Here is an 18407-nt window from a genome sequence, read left to right on the forward strand (position 1 = left end):
CGCCCGCCCGATCTCGGACCACGTACGCTCCTGACATGCCGCTTCCCAGCCAGCCGACCGGCGCGCGCCGACCGCGCGCCATGGTCATCGACGGCGCGTGGCGCGCCCTCGGGCCGGGGCTGGAATCGCTGAGCGGTCCCGGCGGCGCCCCGCTGACCCGCACGGTCAAGCTGATCGTCCTGCCGTTGATCCTCAGGCCGACCTTGCACCCCGAACTCGCGGCGGACTTCCTCGCACCGGAGCCCGCGGCACGCCTCGACGCGCTGATACGGGAGTCCGGTACGCGCCTTGTCGCGACGGCACAGTGGTTCACCCTGCTCAAACGGACCCGCCGGGCGCTGGGCGTCGTGGCGGGCAACCCCCAGGATCTGTACTTCCAGCGGTGCTTCGAACTGGCCGCCGAGCACGGGGAACCCGGCGCCGTCGCGAGCGCGGGCGCGTTGGCCAGGGCCGTCGTCGAGGACGTCGCGGACGCGGACGGCGGCCGTACGGTCGACGCGCTGAAGCGGTATCTGGCGGATACAGCCCAACACGCCGGACTAGAGGTGGAGTTGGGCATCGCGTGGGAAGGTCGCCTGCTGACTCCGACCGCCGATACGGCCGCTGCGGTCGCGCTGGCGGGTGAGGTTCTGGAGGCTTGCGGTGGGGCGGAGGGGCCGCGGAACTCACCGGCGTACACGTCCATGGTCGAGGCGGGACTCGGTGAGCTACTCGGCCGGGCCCTGTGGACGCACGTGAGCGGGGTATGGGAGCGAAACGATCTTCCGGCCCATCTCGGCCTGACCGAACGGGAGTTGCCGCCGCGCCCGCAGGTCGGTCGGAGTGCCTCGACGGCCACGTTGCCCGCGCCGCTGGACCGCACGCTCTTCGAGCGGCTCTTCGTCGTGCTCCAGTCGTCGGCCCGGCGCGAGGAGTTGCTCACCGTGCCGGAACTCGTCGGGCGGGAGGTCGGCCGCAGTTGCGCTCCGCTCGGCCTGCACGACGAGACTCTGCGCGTCGCCGTCCTGCTCGGCGGCCAACTCGCGGTCGGGCTCGACCCGTTGGGCATCGGGGAGTCCGCGCCGGGCCGAACAACCGCGCACCGAGCCGTCAACAGCCGTTGGCGCAGGGAGGCTTCGGTCCTGCGCGCCCGTCGGATGACCGTATCGCCCCGCCCTGATCCCGACGGCGGGGTCCTGGACGCCCTCGCCCAGGATCTCCGTACGCCCTGGACCGCCTACATGCGTCGGCTCTGGGTGCGGTTGCACGGGCGGGACGTCCGCGACGCGCCGCTCGCGGATGCCGCGTCGGCCTGGGCGGTCCTGGACGGGGTCGCCCGCTCGGTGATGATGGACCACCGCGCCCGAGTCCGGTCCGCGCTACGGACGTTGACGGCCTCGGCACCACCACCCGCCGCCGTGGCCGAGGCGGCCGAGTCGAGGAGTGCGTGATGGCGCGGGGCCCCGTCGACGTCCGTGTCGTGCGCGGTGATGACGGCACGATCCGCATCGCCGCCGATCCTGCCACCGCTGCTGATCCTGCCGCCGCTCCCGACTTCACGCGTGCGGTTCTCGATGTCGCGGGCGCCGTTCTGACCTGGCCCGCCCTCGGAGACCCGGTGCTTCCGGTGGCGGAGATACATGACGCGGCTCGGGCACAGCAATGGCTGTGGGCGGTCTACGGCGAGCGCGTCGCCGGTGCCGTGCACGCCTGTGCCGCGGGCGAGTTGGCCGCTGTTCGGGTGCCTGCCGACATGACTCCCCTCGCGGGCCACGCCGCCAGGCTCGGCTTCGGGCACTGGGCTGCGCGGTGGTGGCCGGCGTCGCACCTGGACGGGATTCCGGCGCTCCAACCGGACCTGCTCGGGCTGGAGTTGGCCGCGCTCACGCACGAGTGCCAGCAGTTGTTCGACGACGAGGGTGCTCAACCCGATGACTGCGTGGCCGAGTTGATCGAGGATCACCAAGTCGCCCTCGACCCGCTGATCCAGCGGTGGCACGCCACACCGCCGTCGACGGACACGGCACGCCAACTGGAAGACGTCCTGCGGTCGGTGGACCACGCGGCGGACAGCGCCGGGTTGGACGGACCGGCTCTGCGCCGCCTTCGGTCGGCCCTGGATCGGCCCCGTCGTCCGGACGGCTCCCCGGTCGATCCCGTCACGTTGTTCGTACGACGCGACGACCACGCCCTTGCGGCGGGCGAACCGCTCGTCGCGGGCGGCCGGTTGATCGCGCGGGGCTCGGGTACCAACGACTGGCGCCGCTACCCGCCCGGCTTCGTCGACGCCTCCGAGACCGCCGTGTCCTGGACCGCCCGCGCACTCGGCGCCCGACGGCAGATCGAGGTCGAGGTCGTCGCGCACATCGCGGCGCCCGTCACCGCCGTACCCCTCGCGGCGGAGGTCCGGGTGAACGACGGTCCCAGGAATCGGGTACCCCTCTCCAGGCGCGTCGACGTGTGGACCGGCCGGGCTGACCTGGACCTCCCCGCCGGAGAGACGGACCCGCATATCGAACTCGGCGTGCTGCTACCGGGGTTCGACCCGGGGCCCGGTCCCGAAGGCGGTGCCGACCGCGATTCGATCCGCGCGCTGGTCCGGCGACGCCTCGCGGCAGCGACACAGCCTGACGCGCACAACTTGCCCCCGCACAACGGCACTTACGGGCCGTTCCTCGCCGAGATCGCCGCCGCCACCACTGACGAGGACTACTGACGGATGCCGGACGAGGAGGACAACGCGGTGGACGACGGTGTGGACCGCACCCCGGGCGACGGAGTGACGCGCCTCTACGGAGAGCCGTTCGACAGCGGCTTCGCCCAGGCCGAGCACTTTCAGCTCGCCGCCGATCTCGCCGCCGCGCTCGCCGTCTACGAAGAGTTGCTCACCCTCGCCGAGTCCATCGAGGACTCCCCCGACGTGCGGTTCCTGCGGGCGCATCTGCTGGCGGACATCACGAGTGTCCACCTCGCCGCGACGGATCTGGCCGGGGCGGAGGACACCAACAAGCGGTCCCGTGCCCTGCTCGACGACATCGCCTCGGCACCGATGGGGCCGCGCGGCCGTCAACTGTGGCTGGAGATGCTGCTGCGGACGCTGATCGCCGGAGCCGCCCTCCTGCGCAGGACCGGGCGCCTGGACGAGGCGCTGGCCTGTCTCGACGAAGCGGCGGTCAGACTGCCCGAGTTCGACGACCCCGACGGACTGCGCACCTCCGAACTCGGCCTGAACCGCGTGCACTTGTTGATGGACCGAGGTGAGTGGGGAGCGGCCGAGGATCAGGCGTCGGCGCTGCTCTCGACCACGCCGACCACCGCGGTGGAGACCTTCCCGCGGCTCCTGGTCGCCCTCGGACTGATCTGCTCCTCGACCGGGCGGTTCGACCCCGCCGAGGACTACTTCGCCCGCGCGGAGGATCGCTTCCAGGCCATCGGCGACACTGGCGGGCAGCGGACACTGCTCGCGCACCGGGCCTACGCGGCGATGCATCGAGGCGAACTCGACCTCGCGGAGCGGCTGTTCGCGGAGGCGTCCGCGTTCTTCGAGCGGCAGCGGTGGTTCGGCGACCTCGCGGTCTGCGAGCAGGCCCGCGCCTTTCTCGCCGGTCGGCGCGGCGACGCCATCGGCGCGGAGGACCTGCTGGCCGCGAGCCTGTCCCGGTTCGAGCGGCTCGGCGCCTCGATCGCCGCCGCCGACACCATGCTGCTGGGCGCCCAACACGCGTACGACCGGGGCGACATCGACGAGATGAAGCGGCTGGCCCAGGAAGCCCGGGACGTGTACCAGGAGCGGGAGATCTACGAGCGGTGCGCGCAGGTCGACCTCATGCTCGCCCGCACCCTTGAGGACAACCTCAACCGGACGGATCACGGCGATCACGAGCGGGAGTCCATCGACACCGCGCTCTCCTTCGCCCTGCCCGCCGCGTTGGCCCTGGAGGCGGCGCGCTACGACTTCGCGACCGCCCACGCCCGCAGCCAGTGGCTCGAACTCGCCGACGAGGCAATGCAGTTGGTGTTCCGTCTCGCGGTCCGTCGGCAGGACCAGGGCCTGCTCTTCGAACTGGCGGAACACCGTTGCGCGGGCGCCTCGTTGGCCCTGGACCGTACGCCGCCCACCACCGAGCCGGTCGAAGAGCCCGCGGGGGTCTTCCCGAGTGCGGCCATGAAGTCGTACGCCCGACACGAGCACGCCGAGGGCACGATGACGCTCGACGGTGTCGCGGCGGAGGCAGCCGTCTCGGTCGGCCTGCGGGTCGCGCCGCCGCCGAAGGTGCGGATGTCGGCGCAGTCGGGCCCGGGCCGTGTCGCGCTCCAGGAGTACATCGCGGCGGCCGAGTTCCGCTATCACCGGCGGATCGCGCACGAGGAGGCGGTGCCGTTCTGGATCACCGACGACCTGACGAGCCGACCGGTGGTCCAGGTCCGACTGGCCGACGCCGGCGACCTGTTCATGACCTGGACGTGGGCGGGCGGGGCCCGGGGCTTCGGCACCGGCCAAGGGCCCGGCACCGAAGTCGACCAAGCCGTACGGGAGTTGACCGACGCGCTGCCAGGAGCGGGGGACGGTGCGGAGGGCATACGGCGGGCGTTCGACTCGGGCGCGCTGGCCGAGCACGGAAGCGAGCGCCGGCTCGCGCGAACTCTGGCCGAGGCCCTGTGGCCTGAGCAACTGACCGCGCAGATACGCCAGGTGGCGGATCGGGCGGGCCGTCCCCTCGTACGGATCCAGCCCTCGCCCCGGGTCGCCCAGGTCCCCTGGGAACTGCTCGCCGTCGACGACGGGACCGACGTACGGCTCATCGACCTGGCGGACGTCGTGACCACCGCACCGGCGTCGTTGCGGCCACGCAGACCGGCGCCCGCAACAAGGCGGAACACCGACACCGGGCCGGTCGTTCTCGTCCTGGACCCCCGCGTCCCCGGCTTCCGCGCCGACTCCCCGCTCGGCTCGGTCCTGGGACCGCCGGGCTCCGACCCGGAGTTGCTGTCGCTGGTCCAGGCCCGTCTCGACGCGGGCGCCGTCGTGCCCTCCGTCGCGACACCCGCGGAGGCCTTCCGTCGCACGGACCTGGACCGGGACTGGCTCAGCGGGGTGCTCCGCAAGGGCGCCCGCAGGCTGATGTACGTCGGGCATGTGAGCGGTGCTCCGGTCGAGGGCGGGCAGAGCGAGGACGGCACCCTGCACCTGTGCTGCGCCGCGGGCGCCTCCGGCCTCGCCGAGCCGCTCCGCACCCACCGGCCGCTCTCCGCCAAGGACTTGCTGCTGGGCTCGCTCCCCCTGCGCGCGGACGGCGAACCGGGCGCACGGATCTGGCCCGCGCCACCCCGTGTCGCCCTCATCGGCTGCGAGAGCGGCGGCGATCTCCGGTTCGCCGAGTCGTTCGGCCTGGCGACGGCGATGCTGTACAACGGGGCCGAACTCGTGACCGCCACGCGCTGGGTGCTGCCGACCAGCTTCGCGTTCCACCGGCTGGCCCAACTACCCCAGTCCGTACGGCCGTTGTCGGAGGCGATCGTCGCCGTGGACACGGCTCACGAGGACGACGACCCCGTGCGGAGCCTCGGCGGCTGGCAGCGCGAGCAGCTCGACCGCTGGCGCGCGGACGGCCGTATCGAGCACTCGCCGCTGCTGTGGGCGGCGATGACCTCCATCGTCGTATGACCGGGATCGCCCTACGACGCGTCAGAGCCGCACGATGATCAGGGCCGTGTCGTCGGTGGCGCCGCCGTGCGGGAGCAGTTCGAGGAGTACGGCGTCCGCGAGGGCCTCGGGGTCGGCGTTCCGGTGGTGGACCAGGGAGTCGGCGAGGCGGGCCAGGCCCTTGTCGATGTCCTCGCGGCGGCGTTCGATCAGGCCGTCGGTGTAGAGGGCCAGGGTGGCGCCGAGGGAGAACGTGGTGGTGGCCTGCGGTCGGGGCATCGGGTCGGGGCGGGCGTCAAGGGGCGGATCGGTGGCACGGTCCAGGAATTCCACGCGGCCGTCGGGGTGGACCAGGACGGGCGGTGGGTGTCCGGCGCTGCTGTAGGTGATGGTGTTGCGGTCGAAGTCGACGAAGGTCGTGACCACCGTGGCGGACTCGGCGCCGTCGACCACGTTGGCGTAGCGGCCCAGGACGTCGAGGACCTCGGCAGGGCCGTCCGCGACGCGGGAGGTGGCGCTCAGGGCGCTGCGCAGCTGGCCCATGACGCCGGCGGCGGCCAGGCCGTGGCCGACGATGTCGCCGACGGAGACGCCGATACGGTTGCCGCCGACCAGGTCGACGACGTCGTACCAGTCGCCGCAGACGTTCAGGGAGCCGACCGCGGGCCGGTAGCGCACGGCGATCTGGTGGCCCGCGCCCTGGCGGCGGGTGGGCAGCATCGCCTCTTGCAGGGCCAGGGCGACCTCGCGTTCGCGGGCGTGGGCGCTGCGCAGGCGTTCGTTGACCTCCTGGAGTTCGCGGGCGCGGGTGTACAGCTCGGCCTCCAGGACTCGGGTGCGGCTGCCGCCAGAGTTGCCGCGGGCCCGGATCAGCTCGGTGACCTCCTCGACCCGGTGGACGAGGAGGACGACCTTGCCGCCGGGGTCGAGCACGGGGGCGTTGACCGGGCTCCAGTAGCGCTGGTCCCACTGCCCGGGGCACGCCGTCGACTCCACGTCGTAGCGCTGGAGGGCCATGGTGTCGCGTTCGCCGGTGGACAGGACGCGGCGCAGGGAGGCCTCCAGGTTGCGCATGCCGGTGGCGGCGGGGTCGTTCGGGTTGTCGGGGAAGACGTCGAAGAGGAAGCGGCCGACGACCTGCTCGCGGGTGCGGCCGGACATGCGCAGGAATTCCTCGTTGGCGTCCGCGTACACCAGGTCGGGGGTCAGCAGGGCCACCATGCCGGGCAGCCCCTGGAACACCGCCGCGTAGTCGATCTCCGCGTCCGTCATGGCCCTGCCACCAATCGCCGCTATCACACCATTTTCCCACGATATAAGCAGACCGGGTGTGTCTCAGGAGGCACTTTGCGGTCACCCGGTCACTCAGTGCCACCCGGTGGGTAGGGTGCTCCGGTGACAACGCCCTCCTCCGCCACCCGACTGATCGTGGTGCGCGGCAACAGCGCCTCCGGCAAGAGCTCGGTGGCCACCGGTCTGCGTGAGCGGTACGGCCGCGGTATCGCCCTGGTCCGTCAGGACGTCCTCCGGCGCGAGGTGCTGCGCGAGCGGGACATCCCCGGCGGCGCGAACATCGGCCTGATCGACCTGACCGTCCGGCACGCGCTGGCGAACGGTTTCCACACCGTGCTGGAAGGCATCCTCTACCTCGCCCACTACGGCGAGATGCTGGCGGGCCTGCTCGCCGACCACCCGGGCCGCACGCACTGCTACTACCTCGACGTACTGTTCGAGGAAACTCTGGCCCGGCATGCCACGAAGCCCATCGCAGACGACGTCACCGAGCATCAACTCCGCGAGTGGTACCGGCCGTTGGACCTGCTGCCCGGCGGCGTCGAGACGGTGATCCCGGCGACGAGCCCGCTGGAGGGGACGGTCGACCGAGTACTGCACGAGTCCGGCTTGTGGGTCGGGGACTCGTTGACCGGCCGTACGCTGGCCCCGTGATCGAGAGCGGGACTCCGGGTACGGCGGCGGCCCGGCTCACCGGGTGCACGGTGGCCGGTGAGCGTCCGCTGTCCGGGGCGGTCACCGAAGTCATGCTCGACGGTGGGCAGTTGGTGATCGTCAAGGGCGATACGGCTCCCGGCGCGGTGCGGGCCGAGGCGGCGGGGCTGCGCTGGCTGGCGGACGCCGGCACGGTCCGTGTGCCCGCCGTGCGCGGGGTGGACGAGCACTGGCTGGTCACCGACCACGTCCACACCGGCCCCCCGAGTGCACGGGCCGCCGTCCGGTTCGGCCGTGACCTGGCCACCCTGCACGCCTCCGGCGCACCGGCCTTCGGTTCACCGCCGCCCGGCGGCCCGACGGACGCGTACATCGGGCTCGCCCCGATGCGCAACGTGCCCGCCGCCGAGTGGCCCAACTGGTATGCCGGGCAACGGGTGTTGCCGTATGTGCGCCGCGCGGTCGACGCGGGCACCTTGCGGCCCGCCGAGGCGACGGTCGTGGAGCGCGTCTGCGAGCGGTTGCCCCAACTCGCCGGTCCCGCCGAGCCACCCGCGCGGCTGCACGGCGACCTGTGGGACGGGAACGTGCTCTGGGGCGCCGACGGACACGTCCGGCTCGTCGATCCGGCCGCGCACGGCGGGCACCGGGAGACCGACCTGGCGATGCTGCACCTCTTCGGCTGCCCACACCTGTCCGAGGTGCTGTCCGGCTATCAGGAAGCCGCACCACTCGCCCCGGGCTGGGCCGACCGCATCGGGCTGCACCAGTTGTTTCCGCTGCTGGTGCATGTGGTGCTGTTCGGTCGCGGCTATGCGGAGCAGGCGCTGTCGGTGGCGCGGGCGGCTCTGGCCGGATGATGCCGGGCGGGGCCGCCCGTCACGGGATCCAGGTCAGACGCTGCCGGTGCACGTCGTGCCGTTCGCCGCGGCCAGGCCGAGCGGACCGTCTCAGCCGCGCGAGCGGTCCTCGCCGAATGACAACAGACGAGACCGCCCAGCACCACAGCCCAGAACAGACACTGCCGGCACACACCGCGCCGTTCAGCCCCTGCTACACCGAGCCCACCCCCCTGCCGCGCGGGCCACCCTGCCCGAAGGGCCACGGGCGAGGCCGCCCGGAACAACGGTCCAGGTCAGACGGTGCTGGTGCACATCGCGATACCCGGCCCCGGCCACGCCCAGCGGACCATCCCAGCCGCACGGGCGGCCCCGCCCGAATGACAACGGACGAGGCCGCCCGGAACAACGGCCCAGGTCAGACGCAGCCGGTGCACGTCGCGCTGTTCAGCTCCTGCTACACCGAGCCCACCCCCCTGCCGCGCGGGCGACCCTGCCCGAAGGGCCACGGGCGAGGCCGCCCGGAACAACGGTCCAGGTCAGACGGTGCTGGTGCACATCGCGATGCTCGGTCCCGGCCACGCCCAGCCGGACCACCTCAGCCGCGTGGGCGGCCCTGGCCGGACGACACAGGTCAGGGCCGCTCACCACGTGAGGCTGGTCAGACGTGCGGGCGGCGGCCCCGTTCCTGGTGCGGGAACTTCTGGTCCGCGCCCGGGAGGGTGGGCTTCGGAAGTGTCGCCACTTCCTCCTTCGCCTTCTCCAGCTGCTCGGCCGTGTCGTCGGGCAGGCGGGGCGAGCGCGGGCGGGCGTCGCGGAAGCGGAACGCGGAGGTGAAGTCGCCGAAGGTGTCACGGCGCCAGTCGGTGACGTTCGGCTCCTCGACGCCGGTGAAGCGCTCCAGGAACTGCAATGCCGATGTGTGGTCGAAGGCCTCCGAGGCCACCCAACCACCCACGGTCCAGGGCGAGATGATGATGGCGGGGACGCGGAAGCCGCCGCCGATCGGCAGGCCCTGGATGAACTCGTTCGCCGTACCCGCGGGCGGAGTCGGCGGGACGACGTGGTCGAACAGGCCGTCGTTCTCGTCGTAGTTGAGGATGAACGCGGTCTTGCGCCACACCTTCGGGTTCGACGCGATCGCCTCGATCTTCGACGCGACGTAGTCGGCGCCGGCGGCCGGGAGGTAGTCCGGGTGCTCGGACTGGTAGCTCGTGGGGCAGATCCACGACACCGTCGGCAGCCGGTCGTTGCGGGCGTCGTCCTCGAACGTGCCGTGCGGCTGCGGGCGTACACCCCGCTCGTACAGGTCGGAGCCGGGCTGGGCGTTCTTGAACGAGGCGAACTGCTCCAGCATGTTGGTGCCGTAGTCGTCCTCCTCCTGGTAAACCTTCCAGCTGACACCGGCGTCCTGGAGGCGCTCCGCGTACGTCGTCCAACGGTACGGCGTCGGCGCGGCGTTGCTGATGATCGGTCCGCCCTGCGTACCGCCCGGGTCGATCGAACCGGTCATCCACATCAGCCGGTTGGGCCAGGTCGGGCCGAACACCGAGCAGAAGTAGTTGTCGCAGATGGTGAAGGTCTCGGCGAGCGCGAACTGGAACGGGATGTCCTCGCGCGTGTAATAGCCCATCACGTAGGGGCCGTTGACACCGTCGGCCGCGCGGTGGGCCGGCAGCCACTGGTCCATCTTGCCGTTGTTCCAGGCCTGGTGCTGGACCGACCAGGCGTGGCTGGTGGACGGGATGGCCTGCGCGCTGGAGGTGTGGGTGTCGAGGTGGAACGGGAGGAGGTAGCCCTTCGGGTTCACCGCGTCCGGCTGGTAGAAGACGCTGCGCCCGGTGTCGAGTTTGCGTGCGTGCGGATCGGCGAATCCGCGAACGCCGGACAGGGTGCCGAAGTAGTGGTCGAACGACCGGTTCTCCTGCATCAGCATGACGACGTGTTCGATGTCGCGCAGCGAGCCGTTCTTCGGCGGTTCGGCGGCGACGGCTTTCTGGACGCTCGGCGGGAGGAGGGAGAGTGCCGCGGCGCCGCCCACCGCGCCCGCGGCGGAACCCAGGAGTCTGCGACGTGTCAACTCGGCCATGATTGCCCCTTCTTGAGGACCTTCGAGGGATCTCGTGGACCAGACCTCGGACCACTCTCCGCCCGTCTCGGTATGGGGTGTCAGGGGCGTGCGATGAATTTGCGGCCAACGTGCGGAAAGGGGTTGGCCAAGCCGTGACCGGCAACATCCGCGCGTTGCCCGGGTGTTGCCAAACCTTGGGGGACGGCTGGCGCACACATGAGCCGGCCCGGCCGGGGACACCGGTGCCGTACGTGCTTCCCGTTCGCGAAGTCCCTAAGCGGGGTTTCTCGGGCGCAACCGGGCGGCGATCGCGGCCACGTCGTCCTCCGCCTCCTGGACGTGGAGGCGCAGCACGATGTCGTCGAGGAGGCGGGAGACACCCTGGCCGGGGTGCAGGCGGAGTCGGGCCAGGCGGGCGAGGGAGACGTCGATGTCCTCGCCGCGGCGCTCGACCAGGCCGTCGGTGAACATGACCAGGGTGTCCTCGGGGGTGAGGGCGAGCGTGGTCATCTCGTAGTCGGCGAGGCCCGTGCCGAGGGGTGGGCCGACGGGGACGGGGATCAGTTCGCCGACGCCGTCACGGTGGAAGACGGCGGGCGGCAGATGGCCCGCGCTGGAGAAGGCGGCGGTACCGCGGTCCGGGTCGAGGAGGGCGAGCAGGCAGGTCGCGGGGCGGCGGTTGTGCTCCTCGGACATGGCGGTGTCCATCTGGCGCAGGATGCGGTGGGGCGGCAGGTCGGTGGAGGCGACGTAGCGCAGCATCGAGCGGTACGCGTTCATGTCGACGGCCGCGTCGAGGCCGTGGCCCATGACGTCGCCGATGACGAGGAGAGTGCGGCCGTAGTGCAGTCGTACGGCCTCGAACCAGTCGCCGCCGACGAGGGTGCCGGTGCCCGCGGGGAGGTAGCGGGTGGCCATCTCGACGTTGGGGTGGGGGCGGCTGGGTTCGGTGAGCAGGACCTGTTGCAGGTTCAGGGCGGTGGTGCGCAGGCGGTGGTGTTCGACGGCGTGGTGCAGATGGGCCGCGGTGAGCCGTGCCGCGTAGTGCACGGCGGCGGCCTCCTCGTCGCCGAACGACCGTCCCTCGCGGATCGCGAGGAGCGCGCCGTAGGCCTTGCCCCAGGCGGTCAGCGGCACGGACAGAGCCGCGAGTACACCGTGGTCGTTCGTGGTGAAGGACGTGGTGATCGGGTGGCCGGCGTCCAGGGCGCGGACCATGACGTCCTCGCGCGGCGCGGTCCGCAGGCTGTCCAGCAGTTCCTTGCGGCCGTCGGCCGCCATCGGGTGCAGCATGCCGTGCGGTGCCGGGCGGGCCTCGTCCTGTGCGAACAGGTCCACGGCCGCGGCGTCGCACAGCCCGTCGACGAGGAACCCCGCACACTCCGCCGCCGTCCTGCGCTCGTCGAGCGTCGACCCGATCGCGGACACGGCCCGCTCGGCCAGCGCGAACCGATCCGCCGCCCCCGCCTCTGACCCACCAACCCCGTCGCCGTCCACCACGGCCCCTTTCTGCCGCCCCCATCCCAACACCCGCGCGGGCGTTCGGACGGTAGCGACCCGTTGCGCGATGGCATCGGGCCGGGGGCGAAACTCCGTGGCCAGGGCGCCCATAGCGCCGATACCGTCCCATCCGACCCCTTGGTCCACTGCGCAGAGAGCGACTCCGATGACGAACCGGCGACCGACCACCACCCTCTGGCGCCCGACCGGCCCCAAGGAGCTGGACCTGGTCAAGGCGCTCGATTGGCGCGCCTGGCCGCCCCGGCTGCCCGAGCAGCCGATCTTCTACCCGGTCCTCAACGAGGGCTACGCGATCCGGATCGCGCTGGACTGGAACGTGAAGCACGACGGAGCCGGCTTCGTGACGCGCTTCGAGGTGGACTCGGAGTTCCTGACCCGGTACCCCGTCCAGCAGGCGGGTGGGAAGACGATCCTGGAGCTGTGGGTGCCGGCCGAGGAGCTGGACGAGTTCAACGCCCACATCGTCGGCGAGATCCGGGTGGTGCACGAGTTCCGGTGAGCCTCCGGGGCGCCGAGGCTCCGTGAAGCCGGTCGGGGAGTTCAACTGGCGGGTCCGGCCAACCCAGTTGCCCGAGCGGGTGCCGTCGAGGAACCCGACACGCTCAACCGAAGAGCCATCACCCTGACCGACACGCGAAAGTCTTTCGTAACCGAGGAATTTCCCGTGCTTGTCCTGGGTGTGAATTCCGTGTCAGTGTCCCGGCCAGCAGGCAGGCGACCCGCGGTGAGGCATCCGAAAGCCTTTCGGGCCGGTTTCCGTTTTCGATCTGCCTTGCTCACCTACGGCATGCCGAAAGAAGAGAGGCACACCATGCGGGGAATCCCGGTCACCGGACATCTCGGAAGCCCGAGAGTGCGACGCGCCGTCGCAGCCGCGGTCACCCTGGCCGCCGCCGCGAGCCTTGCCGCCTGCGGGTCCTCGGGTCCGTCCAGCACCTCGTCGTCGAAGGGCCTGACGATGTGGGCACTGAACGACCAGCTGATCCTCAAGCAGTCGGTGGACGCGTACAACAAGGACCACGCCGACGCGAAGATCACCCTGCGGCTGTTCGCGAACGACGACTACAAGCAGAAGCTGCGGGTGGCCTTCGGCGCGAACCAGGCCCCGGACCTCTTCTTCAACTGGGGCGGCGGCGCCCTGAACGACTACGTCAAGGCCGGCAAGGTCGACGTCCTGAACACGTCGGACGTGAACACGGACCGGTACACCGACAGCGTGATGCAGAGCGCGACCTTCGACGGCAAGGTCTACGGCGTGCCCGTCAACGGCCTCGCCCCGGTGGTCCTCTACTACAACAAGAAGGTGCTGTCCGACGCGGGCGTCCAGCCCCCGAAGACGTACGACGACCTGCTCGCGGCCGTGAAGAAGCTCAAGGGCAAGGGCGTGACCCCGCTCTCCCTCGCGGCCAACTCCAAGTGGCCGACGCTGATGTACCTGGAGTACCTGCTGGACCGTACCGGCGGCTCCCGTGTGTTCAGCAACATCGCCGGCGGTGACGCCGCCGCCTGGAAGGACGCCTCGGTCACCAAGGCCAACCAGAAGCTCCAGGACCTGGCCAAGGCCGGCGCCTTCGGGAACAACGCCTCCTCCGTCAGCTACGACCAGGGCGCCTCGACCGCGCTGCTCTACACGGGCAAGGCCGCCATGGAGGTGATGGGCACCTGGGAGTACGCCAACATCGCGAAGGCCGCGCCCGACTTCCTGAAGAAGGGCGACCTGGGCTACACCGCGTTCCCGGCCCTGACCGACGGCGCGGGCAGCGCGTCGAACATCGTCGGCAACCCGTCGAACTTCCTGTCGCTGAACAAGTCGTCCAAGAACAAGTCGGACGCGCTCACGTACCTGAAGAACTACGTCCTCAACGGCTCCCAGGTCGACGCCTACCTCGCCTCGGGCAGCGTCCCGCCGGTCAAGGGCCTCGACTCGAAGCTCGCCGCGGTGAAGTCCTCGTCCGACAAGGCGTGGCTGACGTTCGTGTACGACCTGGTGGACAAGGCCCCGAGTTTCCAGCTCTCGTGGGACCAGGCGCTGCCGTCCGACCAGGCCGACCCGCTGCTGACCAACACCGACAAGTCGTTCCTGCGGCAGATCGCGCCCGCGGAGTTCGGAGTGAACATGAGCAAGGCGGGGTCGTGACCATCACCACCACCCCCGTACGCCGGAGAGGAGGGAGCGGCCTCCTCATGGCCGCCCCAGCCCTGCTCCTCTTCGGTCTGTTCGGTTTCGTCCCCCTGGTCGGTGTGGCGGCGCTCAGCGTCGCCCGCTGGGACGGCCTGGGCTCCGTCAGCTGGGCGGGCGTCGCCAACTGGACGTCCGTCCTCACCGACAGCGCCACCTGGCAGTCGCTGTGGCTCACCGTCAAGGTGATGGTGGTCAGCTGGCTGGTGCAGACGCCGATCGCCCTGGCGCTCGGCCTGTTCCAGGCACCCAAGGGAAGGCTGCGCGCGCTGTTCGCCGTGCTGTTCTTCCTGCCGCTGCTGCTGTCCGCCGTGGCGATCGGCCTGACCTGGCAGGCGTTGCTCGACCCGTCCTTCGGCATCGGCGCCACCCCGGGTCTGCACTGGCTGGCGAAGCCGCTGCTCGGCTCGCCCGAACTCGCCCTGTACACCGTGATCTTCGTGATCGCCTGGCAGTTCGTGCCGTTCCACGCCCTGCTCTACCAAGCGGGGATACGACAGATCCCGACCGCCCTGTACGAGGCCGCCGCGCTCGACGGCGCCGGGCCCGTGGCGCGCTTCCTGCACATCACGCTGCCGCAGCTGAAGTACACGTTCGTCACGTCGACGACGCTCATGCTGGTCGGCTCGCTCACCTACTTCGACCTGATCTTCGTCCTGTCGGGCGGCACCGGCGGGCCCGGCACCGCGACCCGCGTCCTTCCCCTCTCCATGTACATCACCGGTTTCCAGGCCCACGACATGGGTCGGGCCAGCGCGGTGGCCACCCTGCTCGTGGTCTTCGGCCTCGGTCTGTCGCTGCTGACCACCCGCCTGTCCGGCTTCACCCGGATGGACAGCCAGCAGGAGGGCATGTGAGCACCACCGTGACCAAGACCCGCACCAGCACCGGGCGGGAGGCCGTCCCCACCCACCGGGCGGTGCCGCCCAAGCCCTCCCGGCGAAACCCCGTTCCCGGGTTCCTCCGCCGCACCCTCACCAGTGGCGCCACCCTCTTCTGGACGGCGATCGTCGTCGTCCCCATCTACTGGCTCGTCGTCACCAGCCTCCGCAGCCAGTCCGACTTCACCTCCGACAGCCCCCTCGCGCTGCCCAGCCATCCGACGCTGGACAGCTACCGGACCGTCCTGGACGGCGACTTCACCACCTACCTGCTCAACAGCGTGATCGTCACCGCGGGCACGGTCGTCATCGCCGTCGCCGTCGCGCTGATGGCCGCGTTCTCGATCGTCCGCAACGCCGGCACCCGCTTCTCCCGCGTGTCGTTCCGCCTGTTCCTGCTCGGCCTGGCGATCCCGCTCCAAGCGGTGATCATCCCGGTCTACCTGCTGATCATCCGCATGCATCTCTACGACAGCCTGCTCGCGATCGTCCTGCCCTCGGCCGCGTTCGCGCTGCCGATCACCGTGATGATCCTGGTCAGTTTCCTGCGGGACGTGCCCCGTTCGCTGTTCGAGGCGATGATCGTCGACGGCGCCGGCGACTGGCGCATGCTCTGGTCGCTCGCGGCGCCACTGGCCCGCCCGGCACTGATGACGGTCGCGGTCTACGACGGCCTCCAGGTCTGGAACGGCTTCCTCTTCCCCCTCATCCTCACCCAGAGCGGCGACAAGGCCGTCCTGCCCCTGGCACTGACCCTGTTCCGTGGCCAGTTCGGCATCGACGTCCCGGCCACGATGGCCGCGGTGGTGCTCTCCACCCTGCCGATGCTGGCCCTGTTCATCCTGGCCCGCCGTCAGCTCGTCGCCGGTCTCACCGCCGGTTTCTCCAAGTAGCCCCCACCACTGGGCAGTTCACCCGCACGTAGGCCGGGCCGTGCGCCCGGCCCCGTCGGCGTGCCCGCGCAACACCGAGGAGTCGTGAATGACGACCACCATGCCCGACCACGGCGGCCTCCCCCAGGAGGAGAGCGACCGCCCCTGGACCGACCCCGCCCTGCCCGTCGCCGACCGCGTCGAAGCACTGCTCGCCCGGCTCACCCTGCCGGAGAAGGTCGCGCAACTGAGCAGCACCTGGGAGGACATCGAGGCCGACGGCCCCGAAGTGGCTCCGGGCAGCAACCACTTCGGCCGCGTCGGCGACCTCGACGAGACCGCCCGGCACGGCCTGGGCCAGCTCACCCGCCCCTACGGCACCCTGCCCCGGCCCGCGTTGGAGCACGCCCGCCTGCTGGCCCGGCACCAGCAACAGGTCGTGGCGCAGAGCCGATTCGACATCCCGGCGATGGCCCACGACGAGTGCCTGACCGGCTTCACCGCCTACGGCGCCACCATCTACCCCACCTCGCTCGGCATGGCGGCCACCTTCGACCCCGCGCTGATCCGCAGGGTCGGCGAGGCCATCGGCTCCGACATGGCCGAGGCGGGAGTCCACCAGGGCCTCTCCCCCGTCGTCGACGTCATCCGTGACTACCGCTGGGGCCGCTGCGAGGAGACCTACGGCGAAGACCCGTACCTGGTGGGCGAGTTGGCCGAGGCGTATGTCACCGGGTTGCAGAGCGTCGGGGTGTACGCGACCCTCAAGCACTTCGCCGGGTACTCCGCCTCGATGGGCGGCCGCAACCACGCCCCTGTGCACGTGGGCCGCCGCGAACTCTTCGACGTGATCCTCCCGCCGTTCGAACGCCTCGTCGCGGCGGGTGTGCGGTCCGTCATGAACTCGTACGCCGACATCGACGGCGAGGCACCCGCCGCGAGCCGCTGGCTGCTGACCGAAGTCCTGCGCGACGCCTGGGGTTTCGAGGGAACCGTCGTCTCCGACTACTGGTCCCTGCCCTTCCTGGTCAACGCCCACCGGGTCGCGGCCGATCTGCCCGACGCGGGCGCGCTCGCGCTGCGCGCCGGGATGGACGTCGAGCTGCCCGACCAGCGCGGCTTCGGCAACGCCCTCGTGCAGGCCGTCGAACAGGGCCTGGTGGACGAGGAGTTCGTGGACCGGGCGGTGCGTCGAGTGCTGCGCCAGAAGGTGGACCTCGGACTGCTCGACGCCGACTGGGACCCGCGCCCGCCCGCCCTGCGCGCCGGCGAACTGGACCTCGACAAGCCCGAGAGCCGTCAACTCGCCCACGCCGTGGCCCAGTCGAGCGCCGTTCTGCTGTCGAACGACGGTGCCCTGCCCCTCCCGGCCACCGGCCGCATCGCACTGATCGGCCCGTGCGCCGACGACGTACGCACCATGTTCGGCTGCTACAGCTTCCCCAACCACGTCCTCGCCGAACGCGACGACCTCGGCAACGGTGTCGAGGCAGTCTCCCTGCGCCACGTCCTGGCGGCCGAACTGCCGGGTGTGGAGTGGGAGTTCGCGCAGGGCTGCCCGATCCGCGAGGAGGACCGCTCCGGCATCGCGGCCGCGGTGGAGGCCTCCGTCGGGGCCGACCTCACCGTGCTGGTCGTCGGTGACAAGGCCGGCATGTTCGGGATCGGCACCTCGGGCGAGGGCTGTGACGTCGAGGATCTGCGTCTGCCGGGCGTACAGGAGGAGCTCGTCGAGGCTGTGTTGGCGACCGGGCGGCCGGTCGTCCTGATCGTGAGCAGTGGCCGTCCGTACGCGGTGGGCCGGTTCGCGTCCACCGCCGCGGCCATGGTGCAGGTCTTCCTGCCGGGCGAGGAGGGCGGCCGTGCGGTGGCCCAACTGCTCGCCGGTCAGGCGAACTTCAGCGGCAAGCTCCCCGTGCAGATCCCGACCACGCCCGGCGGTCAGCCCTACACCTACCTCCACGCGCCGCTGGGCGACCGGCAGAGCTGGCTGTCCAACCTCGATCCGACACCGGCGTTCCCCTTCGGGCACGGCCTGTCGTACACGACCTTCGAGATCGACGGGCTCGGCGCGGACCGTGAACTGGTGCCGGTGGACGGCGAGTTCACGGTCAGCGCGCGGGTGCGGAACACGGGGGCGGTCGCGGGTGCCGAGACGGTCCAGCTGTACGCGATCGACCCGGTCGCCCAGGTGACCCGGCCGGTGCGGTCCCTGCTCGGCTTCGCCAAGGTGGCCCTCGAACCCGGTGAGCGGGCGACGGTCCGCTTCCATGTCCACACCGACCGGCTGGCCTTCACCGGTCTGGCCGGCACGCGCGTCGTCGAGCCCGGCGAGATCCTGCTGGAGGCGGGCTCCTCCAGCCTGGACACACCGGTGCGCGGTGCGATCCGACTCGTGGGTGAGGAGAGGGATGCGACGGTCCTGCGGCACCACGCGGTGCCGGTGAGCGTCGAGCGGGAGTAGGCAGCGGGAC

The 18407-nt window shown here is 71.1% G+C and carries 13 protein-coding genes; 10 read left to right on the plus strand and 3 right to left on the minus strand.

Going from position 1 to position 18407, the window contains the following annotated elements:
• Nucleotides 1-35 precede the first annotated feature (35 nt).
• From OG194_RS02710 to OG194_RS02720, 3 genes are read left to right on the plus strand one after another with little or no spacing between them, the layout of a single operon-like run.
• Nucleotides 36-1430, plus strand: a complete 1395-nt coding sequence (locus OG194_RS02710) for a hypothetical protein (protein ID WP_327399183.1) — start codon at nucleotides 36-38, stop codon at nucleotides 1428-1430.
• A complete protein-coding gene (locus OG194_RS02715) occupies nucleotides 1430-2695 on the plus strand; it encodes a hypothetical protein (RefSeq protein WP_327399184.1) in 1266 nt (421 codons plus the stop codon). The genes OG194_RS02710 and OG194_RS02715 overlap by 1 nt, the downstream gene beginning before the upstream one ends.
• A 3-nt stretch (nucleotides 2696-2698) precedes the next feature.
• Entirely contained in the window at nucleotides 2699-5644 is a 2946-nt protein-coding gene (locus OG194_RS02720) for a CHAT domain-containing protein (RefSeq protein ID WP_327399185.1), read from the plus strand.
• A 21-nt stretch (nucleotides 5645-5665) separates the two neighbouring features.
• Here the strand turns inward: OG194_RS02720 and OG194_RS02725 are convergent, their stop codons facing one another.
• Nucleotides 5666-6895, minus strand: a complete 1230-nt coding sequence (locus tag OG194_RS02725) for a PP2C family protein-serine/threonine phosphatase (protein ID WP_327399186.1) — start codon at nucleotides 6893-6895, stop codon at nucleotides 5666-5668.
• Between the two features lie 123 nt (nucleotides 6896-7018).
• Here OG194_RS02725 and OG194_RS02730 point away from each other — a divergent pair, with 123 nt between their 5' ends.
• Nucleotides 7019-7570, plus strand: a complete 552-nt coding sequence (locus OG194_RS02730) for an AAA family ATPase (RefSeq protein ID WP_327399187.1) — start codon at nucleotides 7019-7021, stop codon at nucleotides 7568-7570.
• Nucleotides 7567-8430 carry a fructosamine kinase family protein gene (locus OG194_RS02735; protein WP_327399188.1) on the plus strand — a complete coding sequence of 288 codons (864 nt, stop codon included), beginning with the start codon at nucleotides 7567-7569 and terminating at the stop codon, nucleotides 8428-8430. The genes OG194_RS02730 and OG194_RS02735 overlap by 4 nt, the downstream gene beginning before the upstream one ends.
• A 640-nt stretch (nucleotides 8431-9070) precedes the next feature.
• On the opposite strand, the gene OG194_RS02740 is transcribed toward OG194_RS02735, so the two are convergent.
• Nucleotides 9071-10498: an alkaline phosphatase family protein gene (locus tag OG194_RS02740; RefSeq protein WP_327399189.1), complete on the minus strand. Its 1428-nt coding sequence runs from the start codon at nucleotides 10496-10498 to the stop codon at nucleotides 9071-9073.
• Between the two features lie 255 nt (nucleotides 10499-10753).
• Nucleotides 10754-11980, minus strand: a complete 1227-nt coding sequence (locus tag OG194_RS02745) for a PP2C family protein-serine/threonine phosphatase (RefSeq protein ID WP_327399190.1) — start codon at nucleotides 11978-11980, stop codon at nucleotides 10754-10756.
• Nucleotides 11981-12146: 166 nt separating this feature from the next.
• On the opposite strand from OG194_RS02745, the gene OG194_RS02750 reads away from it, so the two are divergent.
• From OG194_RS02750 to OG194_RS02770, 5 genes are all read left to right on the plus strand, one after another.
• Nucleotides 12147-12500: a hypothetical protein gene (locus tag OG194_RS02750; RefSeq protein WP_327399191.1), complete on the plus strand. Its 354-nt coding sequence runs from the start codon at nucleotides 12147-12149 to the stop codon at nucleotides 12498-12500.
• 354 nt (nucleotides 12501-12854) lie between these two features.
• Nucleotides 12855-14138: an extracellular solute-binding protein gene (locus OG194_RS02755; protein WP_327399192.1), complete on the plus strand. Its 1284-nt coding sequence runs from the start codon at nucleotides 12855-12857 to the stop codon at nucleotides 14136-14138.
• A gap of 47 nt (nucleotides 14139-14185) precedes the next feature.
• Entirely contained in the window at nucleotides 14186-15037 is an 852-nt protein-coding gene (locus tag OG194_RS02760; RefSeq protein ID WP_327399193.1) for a carbohydrate ABC transporter permease, read from the plus strand.
• A complete protein-coding gene (locus OG194_RS02765; RefSeq protein ID WP_327399194.1) occupies nucleotides 15034-15954 on the plus strand; it encodes a carbohydrate ABC transporter permease in 921 nt (306 codons plus the stop codon). The genes OG194_RS02760 and OG194_RS02765 overlap by 4 nt, the downstream gene beginning before the upstream one ends.
• Nucleotides 15955-16042: 88 nt before the next feature.
• The gene (locus OG194_RS02770; protein ID WP_327399195.1) at nucleotides 16043-18397 is read left to right on the plus strand and encodes a glycoside hydrolase family 3 N-terminal domain-containing protein; all 2355 of its coding nucleotides are present in this window, start codon (nucleotides 16043-16045) and stop codon (nucleotides 18395-18397) included.
• Nucleotides 18398-18407: the final 10 nt, after the last annotated feature.

The sequence above is a fragment of the Streptomyces sp. NBC_01288 genome (assembly GCF_035982055.1).
Taxonomy (GTDB): domain Bacteria; phylum Actinomycetota; class Actinomycetes; order Streptomycetales; family Streptomycetaceae; genus Streptomyces.